The organism is Streptomyces sp. NPDC017225 (assembly GCF_044331465.1).
Classification (GTDB): domain Bacteria; phylum Actinomycetota; class Actinomycetes; order Streptomycetales; family Streptomycetaceae; genus Streptomyces.
In genome coordinates this window covers 207946-227839 of the sequence record NZ_JBIRNE010000003.1, presented here as the reverse complement: position 1 = coordinate 227839, position 19894 = coordinate 207946, and the positions used below count along the sequence as shown (strand labels likewise).

The 19894-nt window shown below is 72.6% G+C and carries 19 protein-coding genes, 1 pseudogene and 1 riboswitch; of the genes and pseudogenes, 12 read left to right on the top strand and 8 right to left on the bottom strand.

The window, feature by feature from the left end:
* The first annotated feature begins 91 nt into the window (after positions 1-91).
* The 4 genes and pseudogenes from macS (at position 92) to ACH4NX_RS08235 (ending at position 4174) form a co-directional block, all read left to right on the top strand.
* Positions 92-1333 (top strand): MacS family sensor histidine kinase, encoded by a 1242-nt coding sequence (gene macS / locus ACH4NX_RS08250; protein ID WP_351392241.1) that lies wholly within the window; start codon positions 92-94, stop codon positions 1331-1333.
* A complete protein-coding gene (locus ACH4NX_RS08245) occupies positions 1330-2007 on the top strand; it encodes a response regulator transcription factor (protein WP_351392238.1) in 678 nt (225 codons plus the stop codon). Before macS ends, ACH4NX_RS08245 begins: the two co-directional genes overlap by 4 nt.
* Positions 2008-2351: 344 nt before the next feature.
* Positions 2352-2985 (top strand): annotated as a pseudogene (locus ACH4NX_RS08240) (6-phosphofructokinase); the annotation flags it as partial.
* 193 nt (positions 2986-3178) lie between these two features.
* On the top strand, positions 3179-4174 hold the full coding sequence (locus ACH4NX_RS08235) for a 2-hydroxyacid dehydrogenase (protein WP_351392235.1): 996 nt from the start codon (positions 3179-3181) through the stop codon (positions 4172-4174).
* A gap of 60 nt (positions 4175-4234) precedes the next feature.
* Here ACH4NX_RS08235 and ACH4NX_RS08230 read toward each other — a convergent pair whose 3' ends face one another.
* Both ACH4NX_RS08230 and ACH4NX_RS08225 read right to left on the bottom strand, forming a co-directional pair.
* Complete coding sequence (locus ACH4NX_RS08230) at positions 4235-6094, bottom strand: anthranilate synthase family protein (RefSeq protein WP_351392232.1); 1860 nt, start codon at positions 6092-6094, stop codon at positions 4235-4237.
* A 116-nt stretch (positions 6095-6210) separates the two neighbouring features.
* Positions 6211-6267, bottom strand: a complete 57-nt coding sequence (locus ACH4NX_RS08225; RefSeq protein WP_351392507.1) for a trp operon leader peptide — start codon at positions 6265-6267, stop codon at positions 6211-6213.
* 104 nt (positions 6268-6371) lie between these two features.
* Here ACH4NX_RS08225 and ACH4NX_RS08220 point away from each other — a divergent pair, with 104 nt between their 5' ends.
* Together ACH4NX_RS08220 and ACH4NX_RS08215 are read left to right on the top strand one after the other, a co-directional pair.
* Positions 6372-7724 carry a class II 3-deoxy-7-phosphoheptulonate synthase gene (locus ACH4NX_RS08220; protein WP_351392229.1) on the top strand — a complete coding sequence of 451 codons (1353 nt, stop codon included), beginning with the start codon at positions 6372-6374 and terminating at the stop codon, positions 7722-7724.
* A gap of 183 nt (positions 7725-7907) precedes the next feature.
* The gene (locus tag ACH4NX_RS08215) at positions 7908-8141 is read left to right on the top strand and encodes a (2Fe-2S)-binding protein (RefSeq protein ID WP_351392226.1); all 234 of its coding nucleotides are present in this window, start codon (positions 7908-7910) and stop codon (positions 8139-8141) included.
* Positions 8142-8181: 40 nt separating this feature from the next.
* Here ACH4NX_RS08215 and bfr read toward each other — a convergent pair whose 3' ends face one another.
* A complete protein-coding gene (gene bfr, locus ACH4NX_RS08210; RefSeq protein ID WP_398127733.1) occupies positions 8182-8685 on the bottom strand; it encodes a bacterioferritin in 504 nt (167 codons plus the stop codon).
* 182 nt (positions 8686-8867) lie between these two features.
* On the opposite strand from bfr, the gene ACH4NX_RS08205 reads away from it, so the two are divergent.
* Positions 8868-9515, top strand: a complete 648-nt coding sequence (locus tag ACH4NX_RS08205) for a sulfite oxidase-like oxidoreductase (RefSeq protein WP_351392220.1) — start codon at positions 8868-8870, stop codon at positions 9513-9515.
* A 49-nt stretch (positions 9516-9564) separates the two neighbouring features.
* On the opposite strand, the gene ACH4NX_RS08200 is transcribed toward ACH4NX_RS08205, so the two are convergent.
* The 5 genes from ACH4NX_RS08200 to thiO all read right to left on the bottom strand — a co-directional run bounded on the left by ACH4NX_RS08200 (position 9565) and on the right by thiO (position 14796).
* A complete protein-coding gene (locus ACH4NX_RS08200) occupies positions 9565-10455 on the bottom strand; it encodes a deoxyribonuclease IV (RefSeq protein WP_351392217.1) in 891 nt (296 codons plus the stop codon).
* A 47-nt stretch (positions 10456-10502) separates the two neighbouring features.
* On the bottom strand, positions 10503-12458 hold the full coding sequence (gene pknB / locus ACH4NX_RS08195; protein ID WP_351392214.1) for a Stk1 family PASTA domain-containing Ser/Thr kinase: 1956 nt from the start codon (positions 12456-12458) through the stop codon (positions 10503-10505).
* Positions 12459-12587: 129 nt separating this feature from the next.
* Positions 12588-13385, bottom strand: coding sequence for a thiazole synthase (locus tag ACH4NX_RS08190; RefSeq protein ID WP_351392211.1), 798 nt, complete (start codon positions 13383-13385; stop codon positions 12588-12590).
* A 2-nt stretch (positions 13386-13387) separates the two neighbouring features.
* Complete coding sequence (thiS, locus tag ACH4NX_RS08185; RefSeq protein WP_398127732.1) at positions 13388-13588, bottom strand: sulfur carrier protein ThiS; 201 nt, start codon at positions 13586-13588, stop codon at positions 13388-13390.
* On the bottom strand, positions 13585-14796 hold the full coding sequence (gene thiO, locus ACH4NX_RS08180; RefSeq protein ID WP_351392207.1) for a glycine oxidase ThiO: 1212 nt from the start codon (positions 14794-14796) through the stop codon (positions 13585-13587). Before thiO ends, thiS begins: the two co-directional genes overlap by 4 nt.
* Positions 14794-14905, bottom strand: a riboswitch (TPP riboswitch). It overlaps the preceding gene by 3 nt.
* 153 nt (positions 14906-15058) lie before the next feature.
* On the opposite strand from thiO, the gene ACH4NX_RS08175 reads away from it, so the two are divergent.
* The 5 genes from ACH4NX_RS08175 (at position 15059) to ACH4NX_RS08155 (ending at position 19888) form a co-directional block, all read left to right on the top strand.
* Positions 15059-16336 (top strand): NAD(P)/FAD-dependent oxidoreductase, encoded by a 1278-nt coding sequence (locus tag ACH4NX_RS08175; protein ID WP_398127731.1) that lies wholly within the window; start codon positions 15059-15061, stop codon positions 16334-16336.
* 76 nt (positions 16337-16412) lie between these two features.
* Positions 16413-16778 carry an Rv2175c family DNA-binding protein gene (locus ACH4NX_RS08170; RefSeq protein ID WP_351392204.1) on the top strand — a complete coding sequence of 122 codons (366 nt, stop codon included), beginning with the start codon at positions 16413-16415 and terminating at the stop codon, positions 16776-16778.
* Between the two features lie 311 nt (positions 16779-17089).
* A complete protein-coding gene (gene thiE, locus ACH4NX_RS08165) occupies positions 17090-17752 on the top strand; it encodes a thiamine phosphate synthase (protein ID WP_351392201.1) in 663 nt (220 codons plus the stop codon).
* A 148-nt stretch (positions 17753-17900) separates the two neighbouring features.
* Positions 17901-18824, top strand: a complete 924-nt coding sequence (gene metF / locus ACH4NX_RS08160; RefSeq protein WP_351392199.1) for a methylenetetrahydrofolate reductase [NAD(P)H] — start codon at positions 17901-17903, stop codon at positions 18822-18824.
* A 56-nt stretch (positions 18825-18880) separates the two neighbouring features.
* Positions 18881-19888 (top strand): hypothetical protein, encoded by a 1008-nt coding sequence (locus ACH4NX_RS08155; RefSeq protein WP_398127730.1) that lies wholly within the window; start codon positions 18881-18883, stop codon positions 19886-19888.
* Positions 19889-19894: the final 6 nt, after the last annotated feature.

The window sequence follows — 19894 nt, the reverse complement described above, 5'->3', positions numbered from 1 at the left end:
AGCAGGGCGGCGGCCGGCCGGGGAAGCGGTCGAGCAGGGCAGCGGCCGGCAGGGGAGCCGGCCGGACAGGGCAGCCGGGGGACGGGGGGACATGGCCAGGCGCGAGAGAGTCATGAGGATGTCGGTCGAGCAGCCGCTGTGGCGCGCCCTCGCCGGCTACCGCGTGCTCACCATGCTGTACGCGATCGGCTTCTTCACCACCGCCTACTCCGGCTTCGCCCGTCCCTGGCTCGCCGTCGCCTACTACGCCGTCCTCTTCGTCTGGACCCTGGCCACCCTCCCCAAGGTCTCGAGCGCGGCGAGCTGCACCAAGCGGTTCCTCACCGCCGATCTCACCATCGCGCTGACCGGCATCCTGCTCACGCCGTTCGCCGACGCGCACGAGCGGGTCATGGACGGCGGCCCGACCCTGCCGTCCATATGGACCGCCGGCTCCGTCCTCGCCTTCGCCATCAAGGGCGGCTGGCGCTGGGCGGCCGTCGCCTCCACCCTCGTCGCCGTCGCCAACCTGGTCGAACGCGGCAGCCCGGCCCGCGACACCGTCCACAACGTCATCCTCGTCTGGGTCGCCTCCATCGCCATCGGCTACGTCGTCGAGGTCGCCCGCGCCTCCGAACGCACCCTCGCCCGCGCCCTGGAGATCGAGGCGGCGACCAGGGAGCGGGAGCGGCTCGCCCGGGACATCCACGACAGCGTGCTCCAGGTGCTGGCGATGGTGCAGCGGCGCGGCGCCGTCATCGGCGGCGAGGCGGCCGAGCTGGGCCGGATGGCCGGTGAGCAGGAGGTGGCACTGCGCACCATGGTCTCCGGCGGCCTGGTGCCCGTCTCCCGCGTCTCGGAGGACACCGCCGAGGGCGCGGTCGTACGGGCGGTGGACGAACCGGAGCGGGACGATCCGGACGGTCCCGTCGACCTGCGGGCCCTGCTCGCCCCGTACGCCGGCTCCCTCGTGAACCTCGCCGAGCCGGGCGCGCCGGTCCCGATGGCCCCCCTCGCGGCCCGGGAGCTCGCGGCCGCCGTGGGCGCCGCCCTGGACAACGTGCGCAAGCACGTCGGTGAGCACGCGCGCGCGTGGATCCTGGTCGAGGACGAACCGGACGAGGTGATCGTCACCGTCCGCGACGAGGGGCCCGGCATCCCGGAGGGCCGGCTCGCCGAGGCGGAGGGCGAGGGACGCCTCGGCGTGGCCCTGTCGATCCGGGGCCGGCTGCGCGAGCTGGGCGGCACGGCCGAGCTGATCTCGGTGCCCGGTCAGGGCACGGAGGTCGAACTGAGGGCACCGAAGAAGACGACCAGCAGTACCACCGCACGGGGGAAGGCAGCGGAGCGATGACCGAACGACAGGAACCGATCAGGGTCATGGTGGTCGACGACCACCCGATGTGGCGCGACGCCGTCGCCCGGGACCTCGCCGAGTCCGGCTTCGACGTGGTCGCCACCGCCGGCGACGGCGACCAGGCGGTGCGCCGCGCCCGGGCCGTCGCGCCCGAGGTCCTCGTCCTCGACCTCAACCTGCCCGGCAAGCCCGGCGTCCAGGTCTGCAAGGAGGTCGTCGGCGCCGACCCGAAGCTGCGCGTCCTCGTCCTCTCCGCGAGCGGGGAGCACGCCGACGTGCTGGAGGCGGTGAAGTCCGGCGCGACCGGATACCTGCTGAAGTCGGCCTCCACCGAGGAGTTGCAGGACGCGGTGCGCCGCACGGCCGCCGGCGACCCGGTCTTCACCCCGGGGCTGGCCGGACTGGTCCTCGGCGAGTACCGCCGCCTCGCCTCCGAACCGGTCCCCGCCGCGGAGACCGGCGAACCCGGGGCGCCCCGGCTCACCGACCGCGAGACCGAGGTGCTGCGCCTGGTCGCCAAGGGACTCAGCTACAAGCAGATCGCCGAACGCCTCGTCATCTCCCACCGCACCGTGCAGAACCACGTCCAGAACACCCTGGGCAAGCTCCAGTTGCACAACCGCGTGGAACTCGTGCGGTACGCGATAGAGCGCGGCCTCGACGACGAGTGAGTGACGCGCGACACCGACCGTTCGAGTGTGAGCTGCCCCGGCTTCAGCCGGGCAAGAAGACGCATCCTGGTGATCGGAGCAGCGGAGCGACATGGGACGCCGCGCACCTGCTTCGGCAGCGGTCAGGGCCCGGCCGTCATGAGGGTCCTCGGATCCAAGTGAGAAGCCCCCTCGTTCACGAGGGGGCGGAGTCACGCGCGTCGGAGTTCTGACCCGGCGGAGGCGGCGACTGCCCGGCGTTCAATGCCATCTGGGCCATCGCCCAAGGGAGGCGCATACAGGTAGCCTCGCTGCGTTCAGCGTCGAGGCGCTCATCACGGTTGGCGGCGAGGACACCTGTGGGCGTCGCCATCGCCACCGAGGCCATCGACCGGCTGCACACCACCGCCGAGTCGCACATGCGCGTACTGGTCGTCGAGGTCATGGGCCGGCACGCCGGCTGGATCGCGCTCCACTCCGGCCCGGCCGGCGGCGCCAACGTCATTCATCCCCGAACAGCGCTTCGACACCGAGCAGGTCTGCGCCTGGGTGACCTCCCGGTTCCGGGCGTCCTACGCCCCGATCGTGGTGGTCGCCGAGGGGGCGATGCCGAGGGACGGCGACATGGTGCTCAAGGACCAGTCGCTGGACTCCTACGGGCACGTCCGGCTGTCCGGGGTGGGCGAGTGGCCGGCGAAGAAGATCGAGAAACGCACCGGCAACGAGGCCCGGACCACCGTCCTCGGCCACGTCCGGCGCGGCGGCACCCCGAGCGCCTTCGACCGCAGGCTCGCCACCCTCCCCCACTGCCTTGACGGCGTGGGGGGGGGAACCCCCACCGGCCTGCACGCCGTCGACCGCGTCCGCGACGGCGACTTCGGCAAGATGGTCGCCCTGCGCGGCACGGACATCGTCCGCGTCCCCATCGCCGACGCCACGGCCCGGCTGAAGACGGTCGACCCGAAGCTGTACGAGAAGGCCGGGGTCTTCTTCGGCTGACCGGCGGCCGAAGGCGCGGCGCCGTATATTCGGCCCGGAGCCCCGGCAGCGGCCCGGAGCCCCGGCAGCGGCCCGGAGCCCCGGCAGCGGCCCGGAGCCCCGGCAGCGGCCCGGAGCCCCGGCAGCGGCCCGGAGCCCGGCAGCAGCCCGGAGCCCGGCAGCAGCCCGGAGTCCAGCAGAAACGGGAGCGGTCATGGAGATCCTGGTCTTCGGCGTCCAGGCCGACGAGAAGCCCCTGATCGAGCGGGCCTTCCAGGGCCACGAGGAGGTCCGCTGCCTGGACGTGTTCCTCAACGAGGACACCGCCCCCATCGCGGCCGGCCACGAGATCGTCTCCACCTCCGTCAACGCCGACCTCGGCGCCGGCGTCCTGGAGATCCTCGCGGCCGGCGGCACCCGGATGGTGGCCCAGCGCTCCACCGGTTTCAACAACATCGACCTCGACACGGCCGAGCGGCTCGGTCTGACCGTGGCCAGGGTCTCGTACTACTCGCCCCACTCGGTCGCCGAGTTCGCCTGGACCCTGGCCATGGCCGTCAACCGCCGGATCGTGCGCGCCGCCACCCGCACCCGCGACTTCGACTTCCGCCTGCACGGCCTGATGGGCCGGGACATGCACGGCCGCACCGCCGGCGTCATCGGCACCGGCAGGATCGGCGAGTCCTTCGCCCGGATCGCCCACGGCTTCGGCATGCGGCTGCTCGGCTGGGACGTCGCCGAGAACCCCGCCTGCATGGAACTCGGCATGTCCTACGTCCCGAAGGACGAGCTGCTCGCCCGGTCCGACCTGATCACCCTGCACGTTCCGCTGATGCCCGAGACCCGGCACCTGATCGACGCGGCCGCCCTGAAGTCGATGCGGGACGACGCCATCCTGGTCAACTCCAGCCGCGGCGGCCTGATCGACACCACCGCGCTCGTCGGCGAACTGCGCGCGGGGCGCTTCACCGGCGTCGGCCTGGACGTGTACGAGGCGGAGGCGGGCCTGTTCTACCTCGACAAGTCCCTGGAGGCCATCGCCGACGACACCCTGGCCCGCCTCGTCACCTTCCCGAACGTCCTGGTGACCTCCCACCAGGCGTACTACACCGAGGACGCCGTCGGCCAGATCGTCGACACCACGGTGAAGAACGTCCTCGACCACCTGGCCGGCCGCCGTTCGGAGAACGTGCTGGTGCCGCGGAGCTGACGGACCGTCCCCGCTGGAGCGGGGACGGTCCGTCACGCCAACGGCGACGCCCTGGGGACGTCACGGCTGCCGGATCAGTGACCCGGTCATCAGCGCCGTGACGATCGCCTGACCGTTCAGTGTCAACACGGACTCGGGATGGAACTGCAGCGACGCGAACCCCGCACCCCGCAGCGCGTGCACCTCGCCGCCCGCCGCCCGGCTCACCTCCACGCCGTGCGCGGCCAGCGACGCGGCCGCCCCGTCGTCGCAGCGGGCGGTGAAGCTGTTGTAGAAGCCGACGGTCTCGCGCCGCCCGAACAGGTCGATCTCCGTCTGCGCCCCCTGGTACGGCACCTCCTTGCGGACGATGTCCAGCCCCAGCTCCGCCGCGATCAGCTCGTGCCCGAGGCAGACGCCGAGGACACCGTGCCGGTTGTCCCGGAGCACCTCGGCGGTCAGGGCGCGCAGGAAGCCCATCTTGGGATCGGCGGGGTCGCACGGATCACCGGGGCCGGGCCCCAGCACCACCGGCCCGTCGTGCCCGAGCACCGCCTCCCGCAGCCCCGGCTCGCTGTACCGCCGTACGCTCACGGTGAGCCCCGACGAGCGCAGCACGTGCGCGAGCATCGCCGTGAAGGTGTCCTCGGCGTCGACGACCAGGGCATGGCCCTCCAGCGCGTGGGACGGCTCCTGCATCCGCAGCCAGAACGGCGCCAGCGAGGAGCGGCGCCCGTCCAGCGCCGCCCGCACCCGCGGGTCGTCGGCCAGCTTCGGCCGCCCGGCCTCCGTACGCGGCCGGGCGGGGCGTACGCCCAGCGCCGACAGCACCCCGGCCGCCTTGGCGTGGGTCTCCGCGACCTCGCCGGCCGGATCCGAGCCCCGCACCAGCGTGGCGCCGACCGGCACCCGCAGCCGCCCGGCGGCGTCGATGTCGGCGGTGCGGATGAGGATGGGGGAGTCGAGGGTCTGGGCCCCGCCGGAATCCCTGCCGAGCAGGGCCAGGGCGCCCGCGTAGTAGCCACGCCCCCCGACCTCGTGCCGCTCGATGACCCGGCAGGCGTTCTGCACCGGCGAGCCGGTGACCGTCGCCGCGAACATGGTCTCCTTCAGCACCTCCCGCACATCCAGCGAGGAGCGGCCGCGCAGCTCGTACTCGGTGTGCGCGAGGTGCGCCATCTCCTTCAGCCGCGGCCCGACGACCACACCGCCCATGTCGCCGACGGTGCACATCATCTTGAGTTCCTCGTCGACCACCATCGACAGCTCCTCGATCTCCTTGCCGTCGGCGAGGAAGCCGAGCAGGTGGTCCGGGGTCGGTCCCTCGGCGGGATAGCGGTACGTCCCGCTGATCGGGTTCATGACGACCGTGCCGCCGGACATCCGCACATGCACCTCGGGGCTCGCCCCGACCAGCGTGCGGTCCCCCGTGTGCACCACGAACGTCCAGTACGCGCCCCGCTCGCCCGCCAGCAGCCGCCGGAACAGCGCCAGCGCGTCGGCCCGCCCGAACCCGGGGATCAGCCCTCCGTACGTCCGCCGGATCACGAAGTTGGCGCCCTCGCCGCCGCCGATCTCCTCGTCCAGCACCCGCCCGACGATCTTCGCGTACTCCTCGTCGTCCACGTCGAAGCCGCCGTCCTCGACCTGGACGTCGTGCGCGGGGAGCCGGTCGAGGGCCTCGGCGAGCGGGATGTCGTGCCGCTCCTCGGGGGTCAGCACCAGCAGGGGCGTGCCGTCGTCGCGGACGTCGAAGCCGCGCTCGCGGATCTGCCGGAAGGGGACGAGCGCCAGCCCCTCGTCGGGCAGGCCGGCGAGTCTGTCGTGCTCCGTGACCGGGCCGAGCAGCAGTTCCACGGTGTCGTGGTCGTGGCCCGGGGTGCGGCGGCGGAGCAGGGCGAACGGGCGGGAGTCGTCCAGAAGGCGGTCGATCGGTGTCATGGGTCCGTGTCCCTCTCGGTCTCTCGGCGAGACTCTCGGTGGGAGGAACGGCCCGGTCGCGAAAACACCGAAGGCCGCCCCTCGGGCGGCCTTCGCGAAGTCTTGCGTACGCGCAGTCAGTGGGCCGCCGGAAGAGCGGTCCACCACCAGTTCTGGATCGAGTGCGCGAACATACGGCGCAGCGTACCGCACCGCGGCCCGTCCGCAGGGCGTTCCACGCGTCTCATTCCCTGGGCACGGGGCGGGAGCCGCGGTCCGACCCCGTAATGTTGGGGCCGTGACCGTGAACGCTAAGACCAGCGCGAGCGCTGGCAACACCTGGCGAGACCTGCCCGCGGCGCAGCAGCCCGAGTACCCCGACACCGAGGCTCTGCGCGCAGTGATCGCGGACCTCGAGTCGTATCCGCCGCTCGTCTTCGCGGGCGAGTGCGACCAGCTGCGCGCCCGGATGGCGGCCGTCGCCAAGGGAGAGGCGTTCCTCCTCCAGGGAGGCGACTGCGCCGAGGCCTTCGACGCCGTGTCCGCGGACCACATCCGCAACAAGCTCAAGACCCTGCTCCAGATGGGCGCCGTGCTCACGTACGCCGCGTCCGTGCCCGTGGTGAAGGTGGGCCGGATCGCCGGCCAGTACTCCAAGCCGCGCTCCAAGCCGACCGAGACCCGCGACGGCCTGACGCTGCCGACCTACCGCGGCGACTCCGTCAACGGTTTCGAGTTCACCGAGGCGGCCCGGATCCCGGACCCCGAGCGGCTCAAGCGCATGTACCACGCGTCGGCGTCCACGCTGAACCTGGTGCGCGCCTTCACCACCGGCGGCTACGCCGACCTGCGCCAGGTGCACGCCTGGAACCAGGACTTCGTGAAGTCGTCGCCCTCCGGCCAGCGCTACGAGCAGCTCGCCCGGGAGATCGACAACGCGCTGAACTTCATGCGGGCCTGCGGGACGGACCCGGCCGAGTTCCAGACGGTCGAGTTCTTCTCCTCGCACGAGGCGCTGCTGCTCGACTACGAGTCGGCCCTCACCCGCGTCGACTCGCGCACCGGGCAGCTGTACGACGTCTCCGGGCACATGGTGTGGATCGGTGAGCGCACCCGGCAGCTGGACCACGCGCACATCGAGTTCGCCTCCCGGATCCGCAACCCGATCGGCATCAAGCTCGGCCCGTCCACCACGGCCGAGGAGGCGCTGCAGTACATCGAGCGCCTCGACCCGGAGCGTGAGCCCGGCCGGCTGACCTTCATCGTCCGGATGGGCGCGGACAAGGTCCGCGACAGGCTCCCGGAGCTGGTGGAGAAGGTCACCGCGTCCGGCGCCACCGTCGCCTGGATCACCGACCCGATGCACGGCAACACCTACGAGGCGGCCTCCGGCCACAAGACACGGCGCTTCGACGACGTGCTCGACGAGGTCAAGGGCTTCTTCGAGGTCCACAAGTCGCTCGGCACCCACCCGGGCGGCATCCACGTGGAGCTGACCGGCGACGACGTCACCGAGTGCGTGGGCGGCGGCGACGAGATCTTCGTCGACGACCTGCACCAGCGCTACGAGACGGCCTGCGACCCGCGGCTGAACCGCAGCCAGTCGCTCGACCTGGCGTTCCTGGTGGCGGAGATGTACCGGGACCAGTGACGCACCGCCCGTCGGACGAGGCCGGACGGGCGGCGGGGACACGGAATGGGGCGCGGGTCACATACGATCCGCGCCCCCTTCCCTTTTGCCGTTCCTGCGTGATGGGTAAGGTTAGGTTTGCCTCACCGAACAGTCGGAGTCTCCGGTCGTCGGTACGGCACGACCCTGTACTCCGCCCGGGAGGTGAACCACGTGTTCGTCTGCAGCTGCTTCGGTGTCACCGAGGAACAGGTGAAGAGCCACGCGGACGCCGGTGCCTGCACTCCCCGGCAGATCGCCTCCGCCTGCAAGGCGGGCACCGACTGCGGCGGCTGCGTGCGTCGCATCCAGGCGCTGCTCGGCCGTGGCGCCTGCCCCCGCCGGCAGCAGGCCGACCGGAACGAACCGGTCCTCGCGAAGCTCCCGGAAGCGGCCTGACCCGAGCGGCGACGGCCCGGCCGGAGCGCGAGCGGTTCGGCTAGAGCGAGCCGGGGCCCGACGGGTCCGGCTGGGTCTGCTCGATGACCGTCGACAGGTAGAGCGGCTCGCCCAGCTTCTCGATCAGGTCGAGCTGCGTCTCCAGGTAGTCGATGTGGTGCTCCTCGTCGGCGAGGATGGCCTCGAAGACGTTGGCCGACGTGATGTCGTTCTTGGCCCGCATCACCTCGATGCCCCGGCGCAGCCGGTCGATCGCCTCGATCTCGATCTCCCGGTCGGCCTCGAACATCTCGGTCACGCTCTGGCCGACCCGCACGTGGAAGAGCCGCTGGTAGTTCGGCAGGCCGTCCAGGAGCAGGATGCGGTCGGTCAGCACCTCGGCGTGGCGCATCTCGTCGAAGGACTCCGCGCGCGTGTACTTCGCGAGCTTGGTCCAGCCCTTGTGGTCCTGCAGCTTCGCGTGCAGGAAGTACTGGTTGATCGCCGTGAGCTCGGCGGTCAGCTGCTCATTGAGGAACTCGATGACCTCGGGGTCGCCCTGCATCGCTTGACGCTCCTTCGAACGGGAACTGGCGTGTTGCGCCGCATGATTGCACCGGCTCCGAAGATCGTCCAGTAAGTCTCTACTTAGTAAGTAAGTACAGGCTTAGTCCAGCTTGTGCCTGTTCGACCGAATGTAAGTGGAGCGGGTCAGGGGCATCGGTCCGGGTCTGTCAGGATGGAGGCATGGGTCAGCCGGTGGGACACGAATCGGGAGAAGGCGGTCCGGAAGGAGCGTCGCGGTTCGAGCTACCGCCGGGGCAGCGACTGCAGCGCGGCTGGCCGGTCACGCACTACGGACCGGTCCCCAGGTTCCGCCCCGAGCGCTGGGAGTTCCGGGTCTTCGGCACCACCGCCGACGGTGGCAAGCGCGGCTGGAGCCACGAGGAGTTCACGGCCCTGCCGTACACCACGGTCGTCGCCGACCTGCACTGCGTCACGAAGTTCAGCATGCTCGGCTCCGAGTGGGGCGGCGTACCGGCCGCCACGATCCTGGACCTGGCCCCGCCCGCGCCCGCAGTCACCCATGTGATGGTGTGGGCGGAGTACGGCTTCAGCTCCAACCTCCGGCTGTCCGACTTCGCCGCCGACCGCACCCTGTTCGCCACCCACAAGGACGGCGAGCTGCTCACCGCCGAGCACGGCTTCCCGCTCCGGCTGGTCGTCCCGCACCTGTACGCCTGGAAGGGCCCGAAGTGGGTCCGCGGCATCGAGTACATGACCGCCGACCGCCGCGGCTTCTGGGAGGAGCGCGGCTACCACAACATCGGCGACCCGTGGCGGGAACAGCGCTACTCCTACCAGGAGGAGCCCGGGGACGGCCCCGGGCTCTGAGCCGCCGTACGCCTGTCGGGCGGCCTGGCGTTCCCCCTGGCCTGCGCTGTCAGCCGTCGCGCAGCTTCTTCAGCCGCTCCACGTCGGCCGCGTGGCCCTCCTTGCCGCCCGGCGTCTCGATGACCAGCGGCACCCCCTCGGTCGCGGGGTGGGTCATCAGCGCCCGGAACGGGTCCTCACCGATGTGACCGGCGCCGATGTTCTCGTGCCTGTCCTTGTGCGCGCCGGACACGTCCTTGGAGTCGTTGGCGTGGATCAGCTTCAGCCGGCCCTCGCCGACCGTGTCCACCAGCAGGTCCAGCGTCCGGTGCATGCCCGTCGGGCCGGTCAGGTCGTGTCCCGCCGCGAAGATGTGGCAGGTGTCCAGGCACACGCCGAGCTTCGGATGGGCGTCCAGCGCCTCGAAGTACGGCCCGAAGTCCCAGGTCCGCGAGCAGAGCGAGGCGCCCTGCCCGGCGGTCGACTCCAGGAGCAGGCAGGGGTCGTCGTCGTGGGTGAGTTCCTCGAGCAGCGGCAGCATGTACTCCCGTACCTGCTTCAGTGCCACCGACCGGTCCCGTCCGCCGGTCGCGCTGCCGGTGTGCACGACCACGCCCAGCGCCCCGATCGCCCGCCCGCGCCGCAGCGAGTGCCGCAGCGACTCGACCGACCGCTCCACCGTCGCCTCGGTGTGCGAACCGAAGTTGATCAGGTACGGCGCGTGCACGTAGGCCGGGACCGAACCGGCCGCGCAGGCCTCCCGGAACGCCTCGTCCTGCTTCGGGTTGCCGGCCGGCGTGGCCCAGCCGCGCGGGTTGGCGACGAAGACCTGCACGGCCTCCGCCTTCAGGTCACGGGCGTAGGACAGACCCACGGAGTGCAGGCCGCCGGCCACGGGGACGTGACCGCCGACGGGGTTGCGGGGGAGCGTGGGAGAGGGGGCGGACTGTTGACTGTTCACCCATTCAGGGTGTCATGCGGGGATACGCGTCCGGACCGTGAGCGCCGTCACCTGATGGTGATCCTGATGGTGGAGCCCTTGGGCGCCGTGTCCCCGCCGTCCACCGACTGGTCCTTCACGGTGTCGCCGAACAGGCCGAGCAGACCGCGGTCCTCGTCCACCTGGAAGCCCGCGTCCCTCAGCTCCCGCTTGGCGTCGTCCACGCTGTCACCGACCACGTCCGGGACCTCGATCATCTCGGGGCCCTTGGACACCGTGAGCGTCACCGTGTCGCCCTTGGCGGCCCGGCTGCCCGGATCCGGCGTCTGCCGGGCGACCTGGCCCTTGTCGTGCTCCGAGTTCACCTGCTCGGTGGCGACCTTCACCTTCAGGCCGGCCTCCGTCAGGTCGGCCCTGGCATCGGCCAGGTCGTCGCCGGTGACGTCCGGGACGTCCACCGGGCTGCCCTTGCTGACGACCAGCGCGACCGCCGAGCCCGAGCGCACCGTGGTGCCCGTCGCCGGCTTGGTGGAGACCACGAAGCCCTGGGGCACGTCCTCGCTGAACGCCCGGGTCACCATGCCCGGCTCCAGCCCCTCGTCCTTCAGCAGCTTCCGCGCCCGGTCCAGCTTGTAGCCCTGGATGTCCGGCAGCTTCACGGTGTCGGGGCCGTCGGAGACCGTGAACGACACGGAGTCGTTCTTGCGGATGCGGGTGCCCACGCCGGGGTCGGTACTGATGACCTTGCCGCGTTCCACGGTGTCGCTGTAGGCGTGCCGGACCTTGCCGACGTCCAGGCCGGCGTCGTCCAGCCGGTCCCGGGCCTGCGCCTCGGTCTTGGACAGCACCGGCGGCACCTTGGTGAACTGGCCGGAGTTGATGTACCAGACGCCCGTACCGACGCCGAGCACCAGCAGGACGGCGACGACGATCGCCAGCGGGCCGCGCCGCAGCTCCGGCAGGCGCCGCCGGGGCGGGGCGGCCGGTGGCCAAGGCGCCAGCCGGCTGGTGCGGTCGACACCGTCGGCGGGGAAGCCGACGCCCGCGCCCGTGCCCTCGTCCTCGTTCACGGGCAGCGGCCGGGGCATCGTCAGCGCCCGCGGGATCACGCTCGTGCGGTCCTCGGCGTTGTCGTGCTCCGCGGCGAGCGCCTGCGGCGGCACCGCGTCCAGCTGGTCCGCGCTCAGCGCCTCGCGCGTCTCACGGGCCCGCGCGAACAGCGCCACGGCGTCGTGCGGACGGATCTCCGGGTTGCGGGCGGTCGCCGAGGCGACCAGCTCGTCCAGCTCGAACGCCATCCCCGGCACGGCGGCCGACGGCGGCGGCACGTCCTCGTGCAGGTGCTTGTAGAGCACCTGGGCGGGGGAGTCCCCGTCGTGCGGCTTGCCGCCGGTCAGCATCTCGTACAGCACGACACCGCACGCGTACACGTCGACCCTCGGGTCGGCGGTGCCGTGCTCGATCTGCTCGGGTGCCAGGTAGGAGACGGTGCCGAGGACGGACCCGGTGGTGTTCGTGACCGTGTCCACGGCCCGGACCAGGCCGAAGTCGGCGACCTTGACCCGGCCGTCGTCCCCTATCAGGACGTTCTCCGGCTTCATGTCCCGGTGCACGAACCCGGCCCGGTGCGCGGCGCCGAGCGCGGCCAGCACCGGCTCCAGGATGTCCAGCGCCGCCCGCGGCCGGAGCGCCCCGCGCTCGCGCAGCACGTCGCGCAGGGTGCAGCCGGCGATGTACTCCATGGCCAGGTAGACGTACGCGCCCTCCGCCCCCTGGTCGAAAACCTGCACGACGTTGGGGTGGTCGAGCCGGGCCACCGACTTCGCCTCGCGGATGAACCGCTCCACGAAGGTGGCGTCGGCCGCGAGCGTCGGGTGCATCACCTTCAGCGCGAGCACGCGGTCCAGGCGGGTGTCCACGGCCCGGTAGACCGTGGCCATCCCGCCGACCGCGATCCGCGCCTCGACGCGGTACCGGCCGTCGAGCACCTGCCCGACGAGAGGGTCCTGAAGGGTCGTGTCCACGCAGCGAGTCTACGAGTCGCCACGGACACCCGGCGTCGCCGCCGGCGCTCGGGGGCGGTACTGCAGCGCACCTGTGACGCTTCACACGCGCGGCGGCCGCCGACGGAGCTCGGCCCCCATGGACGAGGTTCACCGGAAAGCGGGCCGCTCCGGATCAAGAGCAGCCAGGCCCTCCGCAGGAGACGACGCCTCGGCGAACCGCCGCCGCGGAATCCGCCCCGCCCGCCGCGCGAAGCGCCCCGCCTCCACCGCGCACCGCATCCCCTCCGCCATCAGCACCGGCTCCTGCGCCCGCGTCACCGCGGAGGCGAGCATCACACCCGCGCACCCCAGCTCCATCGCCAGCGCCACGTCCGACGCCGTGCCGGCCCCCGCGTCCAGAATCACCGGCACGCGCGCGTGCTCCACGATCAGCTCGAAGTTGTGCGGATTGCGGATACCGAGCCCCGACCCGATCGGCGAGCCGAGCGGCATGATCGCGGCGCATCCGACGTCCTCCAGCTTGCGCGCGAGGACCGGGTCGTCGTTCGTGTACGGCAGCACCGTGAACCCGTCGTCGACCAGTGTCTCCGCCGCGTCCAGCAGCTCGATCGGGTCCGGCAGCAGGGTGCGCTCGTCGGCGATGACCTCCAGCTTGACCAGGTCGGTGCCGAGGGCCTCGCGCGCGAGACGGGCGGTGAGGACGGCCTCCCCGGCGGTGAAGCAGCCGGCCGTGTTCGGCAGCACCCGGATGCCCAGCTTCTCCAGCACCGACAGCACGGACCCGTGCACCGAGGCGTCCACCCGCCGCATCGCGACGGTCGTCAGCTCCGTCCCGGAGGCCACCAGCGCCCGCTCCAGCACGTCGAGGCTGGGCGCCCCGCCGGTACCCATGATCAGGCGGGACCCGTACGCCGTACCGCCGAGGACAAAGGGATCGTCGGCCATGGTCAGCCTCCTTGGACGGCGGTGAGGACTTCGACGCGGTCGCCGTCGGCCAGCGCGGTGGCGGACCACCGCGCGCGCGGGACGACGGTTTCGTTCAGGGCGGCGGCCACGCCGGACGGTGCCGCGGTGAGCGTGTCCACCAGGGCGTCCAGGGCGGTGCCGGGAGCCACCTCGCGCGGCTCGCCGTTGACGGAGATGTTCATGCGGGCTGCTCCGAGAGTTCCTTGAGTGCGGGGGCGGCGCCGAAGCGCCGGGGGCTGAAGGGCAGCGCCTCGGCGGGAAGCTCCCCGGTGGTCAGGGCGTCCGCCATGACGTCGCCGGTGACCGGGGTGAGCAGGACGCCGTTGCGGAAGTGCCCGGTGGCCAGCAGCAGGCCGGCCAGCCCGGTCGGGCCGAGCAGCGGGGCGTTGTCCGGGGACCCCGGGCGCAGACCCGCCCGGGTCTCCTGCAGGGGCAGCTCGGTGATGCCGGGGACCAGCTCGTGGGCGTCGCGCAGCAGCTCGTAGACGCCGCCCGCGGTCACCGTCGTGTCCCAGCCCATCTCCTCGCTGGTGGCGCCGACGACCAGCTCGCCGCTCTCCCGGGGCACCAGGTAGAGGGGGTTGCCGCGCACCACGGCACGCACCGTCCGGTTCAGCAGCGGGCCGTGCGTCCGCGGCATCGCCAGCCGCAGCACCTGCCCCTTCACGGGCCGCACCGGCGGCAGCACGTCGTCCGGGACGCCCGTGAGCCGCCCGCTCAGGCTGCCCCCGGCCAGCACCACCTGCCCGGCCTCCAGCGCGGTGCCGTCGGCCGTGACGACACCCGTGGCCCGCTCGCCGCCGCGCCCGACGGTGAGCCGGTCGGCCCACACCCGGTGGAAGACGACGCCCACGCGTTCGCAGGCGGCCACGAGCGCGACGGCCAGGCGCCGGGGGTCGATCTGGTGATCGCCGTCCACCCGGAGCCCCCCGCGCACGCCCGGCGCGAGCATCGGCTCCAGACGTCGGCACTCGCGCCCCGTCAGCCACTCGGACTCCAGGCCCGAGCGCTGCTGGAGCGCGTGCAGTTCCCGCAGGTGGGCGCGGTCGTCGGCGTCCAGCGCGACGGCGAGGGTGCCGCACCGGCGATAGCCGAGGTCGTGGCCGGTGAGGTCGGCCAGCTCGGCCGCGAACTCCGGGTAGCGGCGGGCCGAGGCGAGGTTCAGCGCGAGCAGCGTCTGCTCGCCGTAGTGCAGTTCCGTGACGGCGGCCAGCATCCCGGCGGCCACCTGGGCGGCCCCACCGCCCGGCTCGGGGTCCACGAGCGCCGTGACGAGCCCGCGCTGCGCGGCCCGCCAGGCCGTGACCAGTCCGATGATCCCGCCCCCGACGACGAGGACGTCGGGTGTGGGTGACGGCGTGCGTGACGTCGTGTGTGACGGTGACGGCATGGGCGTCCAGCCCCTCCCTTCGCCGGCATGACCCGGATCAGGTTCGTACGGTCGGAGGCCGCCAGCCTCCCTCTCAGCCCGGTGCGTCCGGGCTCCCGCGAGTGTCTTACGCCGGCCAGCCTAGCCCGCGGCGCGTCGCACTCGTAAGGGGAGCCGCCCCGCGCCCGCGTACGACGCGTACGACCCGTACGGCCAAGCGGTGTGGAGCAGGTCACCGCGCACGGCCCCTGACTGACGACCGGCCGGTGTCTAAGGTGATCACGTGAGCGAGCAGACGCAGGAGCGGACCCGGCAACGGGAAGCGGACGCGGAACGCCGCGTGGTCGTCGTCGGCGCGGGCATGGCGGGCGTGCAGACCGCCGTCGCCCTGCGGGAGCAGGGCTTCACCGGCACCGTGACCCTGATCGGCGCGGAGCCGCACCAGCCGTACGACCGCCCTCCGCTGTCCAAGGCCGTCCTGCTCGGCACGGCCGAGGGCTCCGCCTTCGACGTCGACTTCGAGGCGCTCGGCATCACGCTGCGGCTCGGCTGCGAGGCCCTGGGCGTCCACCTGGCGGAGCACGTCCTCGACACCTCCGCGGGGCCCGTGCCGTACGACGCCCTCGTCCTCGCCACCGGCGCCGAACCGGTCCGCCTCCCCGGCACCGAGGGCGTGCCCGGCGTGCACCTGCTGCGCACCCTGGACGACGCCGAACGGCTGCGCCCCGTGCTGGCCCGGCAGCACGACGTCGTGGTCGTCGGCGCGGGCTGGATCGGCGCCGAGTTCGCCACCGCCGCGCGCGAGGCGGGCTGCGCCGTGACCGTCGTGGAGGCCGCCGACCGGCCCCTCGCCGGCGCGCTGCCCGACGAGGTCGCCGCGCCGATGACCGCCTGGTACGCCGACGCGGGCGCCGTCCTGCGCACGCACGCCCGCGTGGAGCGCGTGGAGTCCGGCGGCGGCCCCGGGGAGCCCGGTCACGTCGTCGTCCTGGACGACGGCTCACGGCTGCCCGCCGGCGCGGTCGTCGTCGGCATCGGCGCCCGGCCCGCCACCGCCTGGCTCGCCGGCTCCGGGATCGCTCTCGGCTCGCAGGGGGAGGTCCTGGCCGACGACCGCCTGCGCACCTCTGCGCCGGACGTCCACGCGGTCGGCGACTGCGCCTCCTTCCCCTCCGGCCGCTACGGCGAACGGCTGCTGGTGCACCACTGGGACAACGCCCTCCAGGGGCCGCGCACGGTCGCCGCCGACATCATCGGCGCCGTCGGCGGCGAGGCCGTGGCGGCCTACGACCCGGTGCCGTACTTCTGGTCCGAGCAGTTCGGCCGCTTCGTCCAGTACGCCGGTCATCACACGGCCGCCGACACCACCCTGTGGCGCGGGGACCCCTCGGGACCCGCCTGGACGGTCTGCTGGCTGCGCGAGGGCCGCCTGGTCGCCCTGCTGGCGGTGGGCCGCCCCCGGGACCTGGCCCAGGGAAGACGCCTGATCCAGGCGGGTGCGACGATGGACCCGCGGCGGCTGGCCGACCCGGCGAGGCCGCTGAAGGCGGCGACCGCGTAGTCCTTCCGGCGGGTGCCCGGCCCAGGTCGGACGGGTCCGGCTTCCGACTGTCGGTGCCAGATGGCAGGCTTGGGCCGTGACCGAGATTGACGCAAAGACCGATGCTCTCGTGCCTGCCTGGCTCACCGTCCCCGACATCGCCGAGATGCTCGGTGTCGAGGTGACCCGCGTACGCCAGCTGATCAAGGAAGGCCAGCTCATCGCCGTACGCCGCGGTGAGAACCGCGCGCTGCACGTCCCCGCGGCCTTCATCGATGAGGACAAGGTCGTCAAAGGCCTGGTCGGGACCCTGACGCTGCTGCGGGACGACGGCTGGACGACCGAGGAGATGCTGGAGTGGCTCTTCACGCCCGACGAGACCCTGCCCGGCACCCCCGCGCAGGCGCTGAGCGAGAATCGCGGCACGGAGGTGAAGCGCCGCGCCCAGGCGCTCGCCGTCTGACCTGACACACCACCGTGCGTGCGGGCCGCGGCACAGGGCCCCCGCCCCGGAGGCCCTGCCGGTCCGCCGCCCGCACGCCACCCACCGCACGCCACGACCGCGCTCCACCGCCGCCGGGCGGGGGGACAGCCGGGCCGCGGTGCGGCCGGCCACGGCTCCCAGCGCACGACCGGGACCATGGCAGGCCGCCGCCCGCGGCGCGCTCCGTATCCTCGGGGCCGTGGCGGCGCCCGAGGCGCCACCGCAGCACGCGAGCCAAGGCCGTGCGGCCCCGCGCGGGCCCACGCCACCGAACCCAGGGGGACACCAGCATGCCCGGCACCGACGCCACCGCCACCGCCCGAGCCCGGCTCGCCGACGCCCGGCTCTACCTGTGCACGGACGCCCGCCGCGACCAGGGCGACCTGCCCGAGTTCCTGGACGCGGTGCTGGCCGGCGGCGTCGACATCGTGCAGCTGCGCGACAAGGGCATGGAGGCGGGGGAGGAGCTGGAGCACCTCGAGGTCTTCGCCGACGCCTGCGCCCGCCACGGCAGTCTCCTCGCGGTGAACGACCGGGCGGACGTCGCCCACGCCGCCCGCGCCGACGTGCTGCACCTCGGGCAGGGCGATCTGCCGGTGCCCGCCGCCCGGGCGATCCTCGGCGACGACGTCCTCGTGGGCCGCTCCACGCACGCCGAGTCCGAGGCCGCCTCCGCCGCCGTCCAGGACGGCGTGGACTACTTCTGCACCGGCCCGTGCTGGCCCACTCCCACCAAGCCCGGCCGCCACGCACCCGGCCTCGGTCTGGTCCGTCACACGGCGTCCCTGGGCACCGACCGCCCCTGGTTCGCCATCGGCGGCATCGACCTCGGCAACCTCGACGAGGTGCTGGAGGCCGGTGCCCGGCGCGTCGTCGTCGTCCGAGCGATCACCGCGGCCGACGACCCGGGCGCGGCGGCCGCCGAGTTCGCGAAGCGACTGCGGCAGGCGTAGGTCTCCGGCCGGTCCCCGGCGGGTGCCGGAGGCATGGGCCCCGGGGTCGTGCCCCGTGAGTGTCCAAGGAGTGGACAACAACTCGACAATGCGGACAAATGTCCCGCATCCGGTTGGGTGACCGCCGCCCCCTGGCTAACCTGCCCGTATGGCCCTCGGAACCGCATCCACCAGGACTGATCGCGCACGCACCGTGCGCGACATGCTCGCGTCCGGCAAGACGACGTACTCGTTCGAGTTCTCCGCGCCGAAGACGGCCAAGGGCGAGAAGAACCTGTGGAGCGCGTTGCGGCGGGTCGAGGCGGTCGCGCCCGACTTCGTCTCCGTGACCTACGGCGCCGGCGGTTCCACGCGCGCGGGGACGGTCAAGGAGACCGAGCAGATCGTCGCCGACACGACGCTGACCCCCGTGGCACACCTCACCGCCGTCGACCACTCCGTGGCCGAGCTGCGCAACATCATCGGCCAGTACGCGGACGCCGGCATCCGCAACATGCTGGCGGTGCGCGGCGACCCGCCCGGCGACCCCACGGCCGACTGGGTCCCGCACCCGCAGGGGCTGACCTACGCCGCCGAACTGGTCCGGCTCATCAAGGAGTCGGGCGACTTCTGCGTCGGCGTCGCGGCCTTCCCGGAGATGCACCCGCGCTCCGCCGACTGGGACACGGACGTGACGCACTTCGTCGACAAGTGCCGGGCCGGCGCCGACTACGCGATCACGCAGATGTTCTTCCAGCCCGAGTCCTACCTGCGCCTGCGCGACCGGGTCGCCGCGGCCGGCTGCGAGACCCCGGTGATTCCCGAGGTCATGCCGGTGACCAGTGTGAAGATGCTGGAGAGGTTGCCAAAGCTCAGCAACGCCTCGTTCCCGGCCGAGCTGAAAGAGCGGATCCTCGGAGCAAAGGACGATCCGACCGCTGTACGCTCCATTGGCATCGAGTTCGCCACGGAGTTCTGCGCGCGGCTACTGGCCGAGGGTGTGCCCGGACTGCACTTCATCACGCTCAACAACTCCACGGCGACCCTGGAAATCTACGAGAACCTGGGCCTGCACCACCCACCGCGGGCCTAGACCGGTCGCACGTATTTACGACACACTGCGTAACGGCCACTGGGAGAGGGGCGTACATGGGCTGGACGGTCCTCTACATCGCGTTCGGCGGCGTCGCACTGTGGCTGCTCGGTGAGGTGCTGCTGCAGTACAAGGCGCGGCTGCGCTACCGACTGCTCGCCTTCGGCGGCTTCCTCGGCGTCGTGATCGGTGTCCTGATCCCGTCCGTCGTCGTCATCGGGCTGGGCGCGGCCGCCTTCGCGGTCGGTCAGACCTACGTCACGCTGTCGTTCCGCCGGGGCTTCGAGGCCGGCTGGGCGGTCAACGCCCCGGCGAGCCTCGTCGGCAAACGCGGTCGTCCCGAACGGGGCCGCCGGGAACCGACGTTGGAGGTCTCCGGTCTCGAGGCGGCCGAGGGCGGCCGGCACGACCACGACGCCTACGGTGACGGCGCACAGGGCCATGCCGCGGGGCCGGGCGGCCTCCCGTACGGCCACGACGACTACGGCCACGACGACCGCGACGACGTCTTCACCCCGGCCCGCCCGGCCGACCCCACGGCCGCGGAGACCACCGCCGTCTACGAGCCGCAGCCCATGCCGGACGACACCGGTTCCTACGGTGTGTACGCCGACTCCGGCTTCGGCCACGACCAGCAGACACCGGCCGCGGCCGCGCAGGGCTCCGACCCCTCCTACGCCTACGACTACTCGGGCTACGGGCAGCAGCAGGGGTACGGCTACGACACCGGCGCCCAGCAGCAGTACGCCGCCTACTCCGACCCGTACATCGGCACCCACACCTACGGCGGGGCGTCGTACGACACCGGCTCCTACGACACGGCCGGCGGGCAGCAGTACGGCCAGCAGGGCTACGGGCAGGACCAGTACGCCACCGGCACGCCCGGCGGCTACGGCGGCGAGACCCCGGCCGGCGGGGTGTGGGTGCCGCAGCAGCGCAGCACCGACGACCCCTACGGCGGCGAACTCCCGCAGGAGCAGACGTACCCGTACCAGGGCGACGGCCAGACGCAGGGCCAGAACCAGACGCAGGGCCAGGGCTACGACGAGCAGTACCGTTTCTGACGCGCC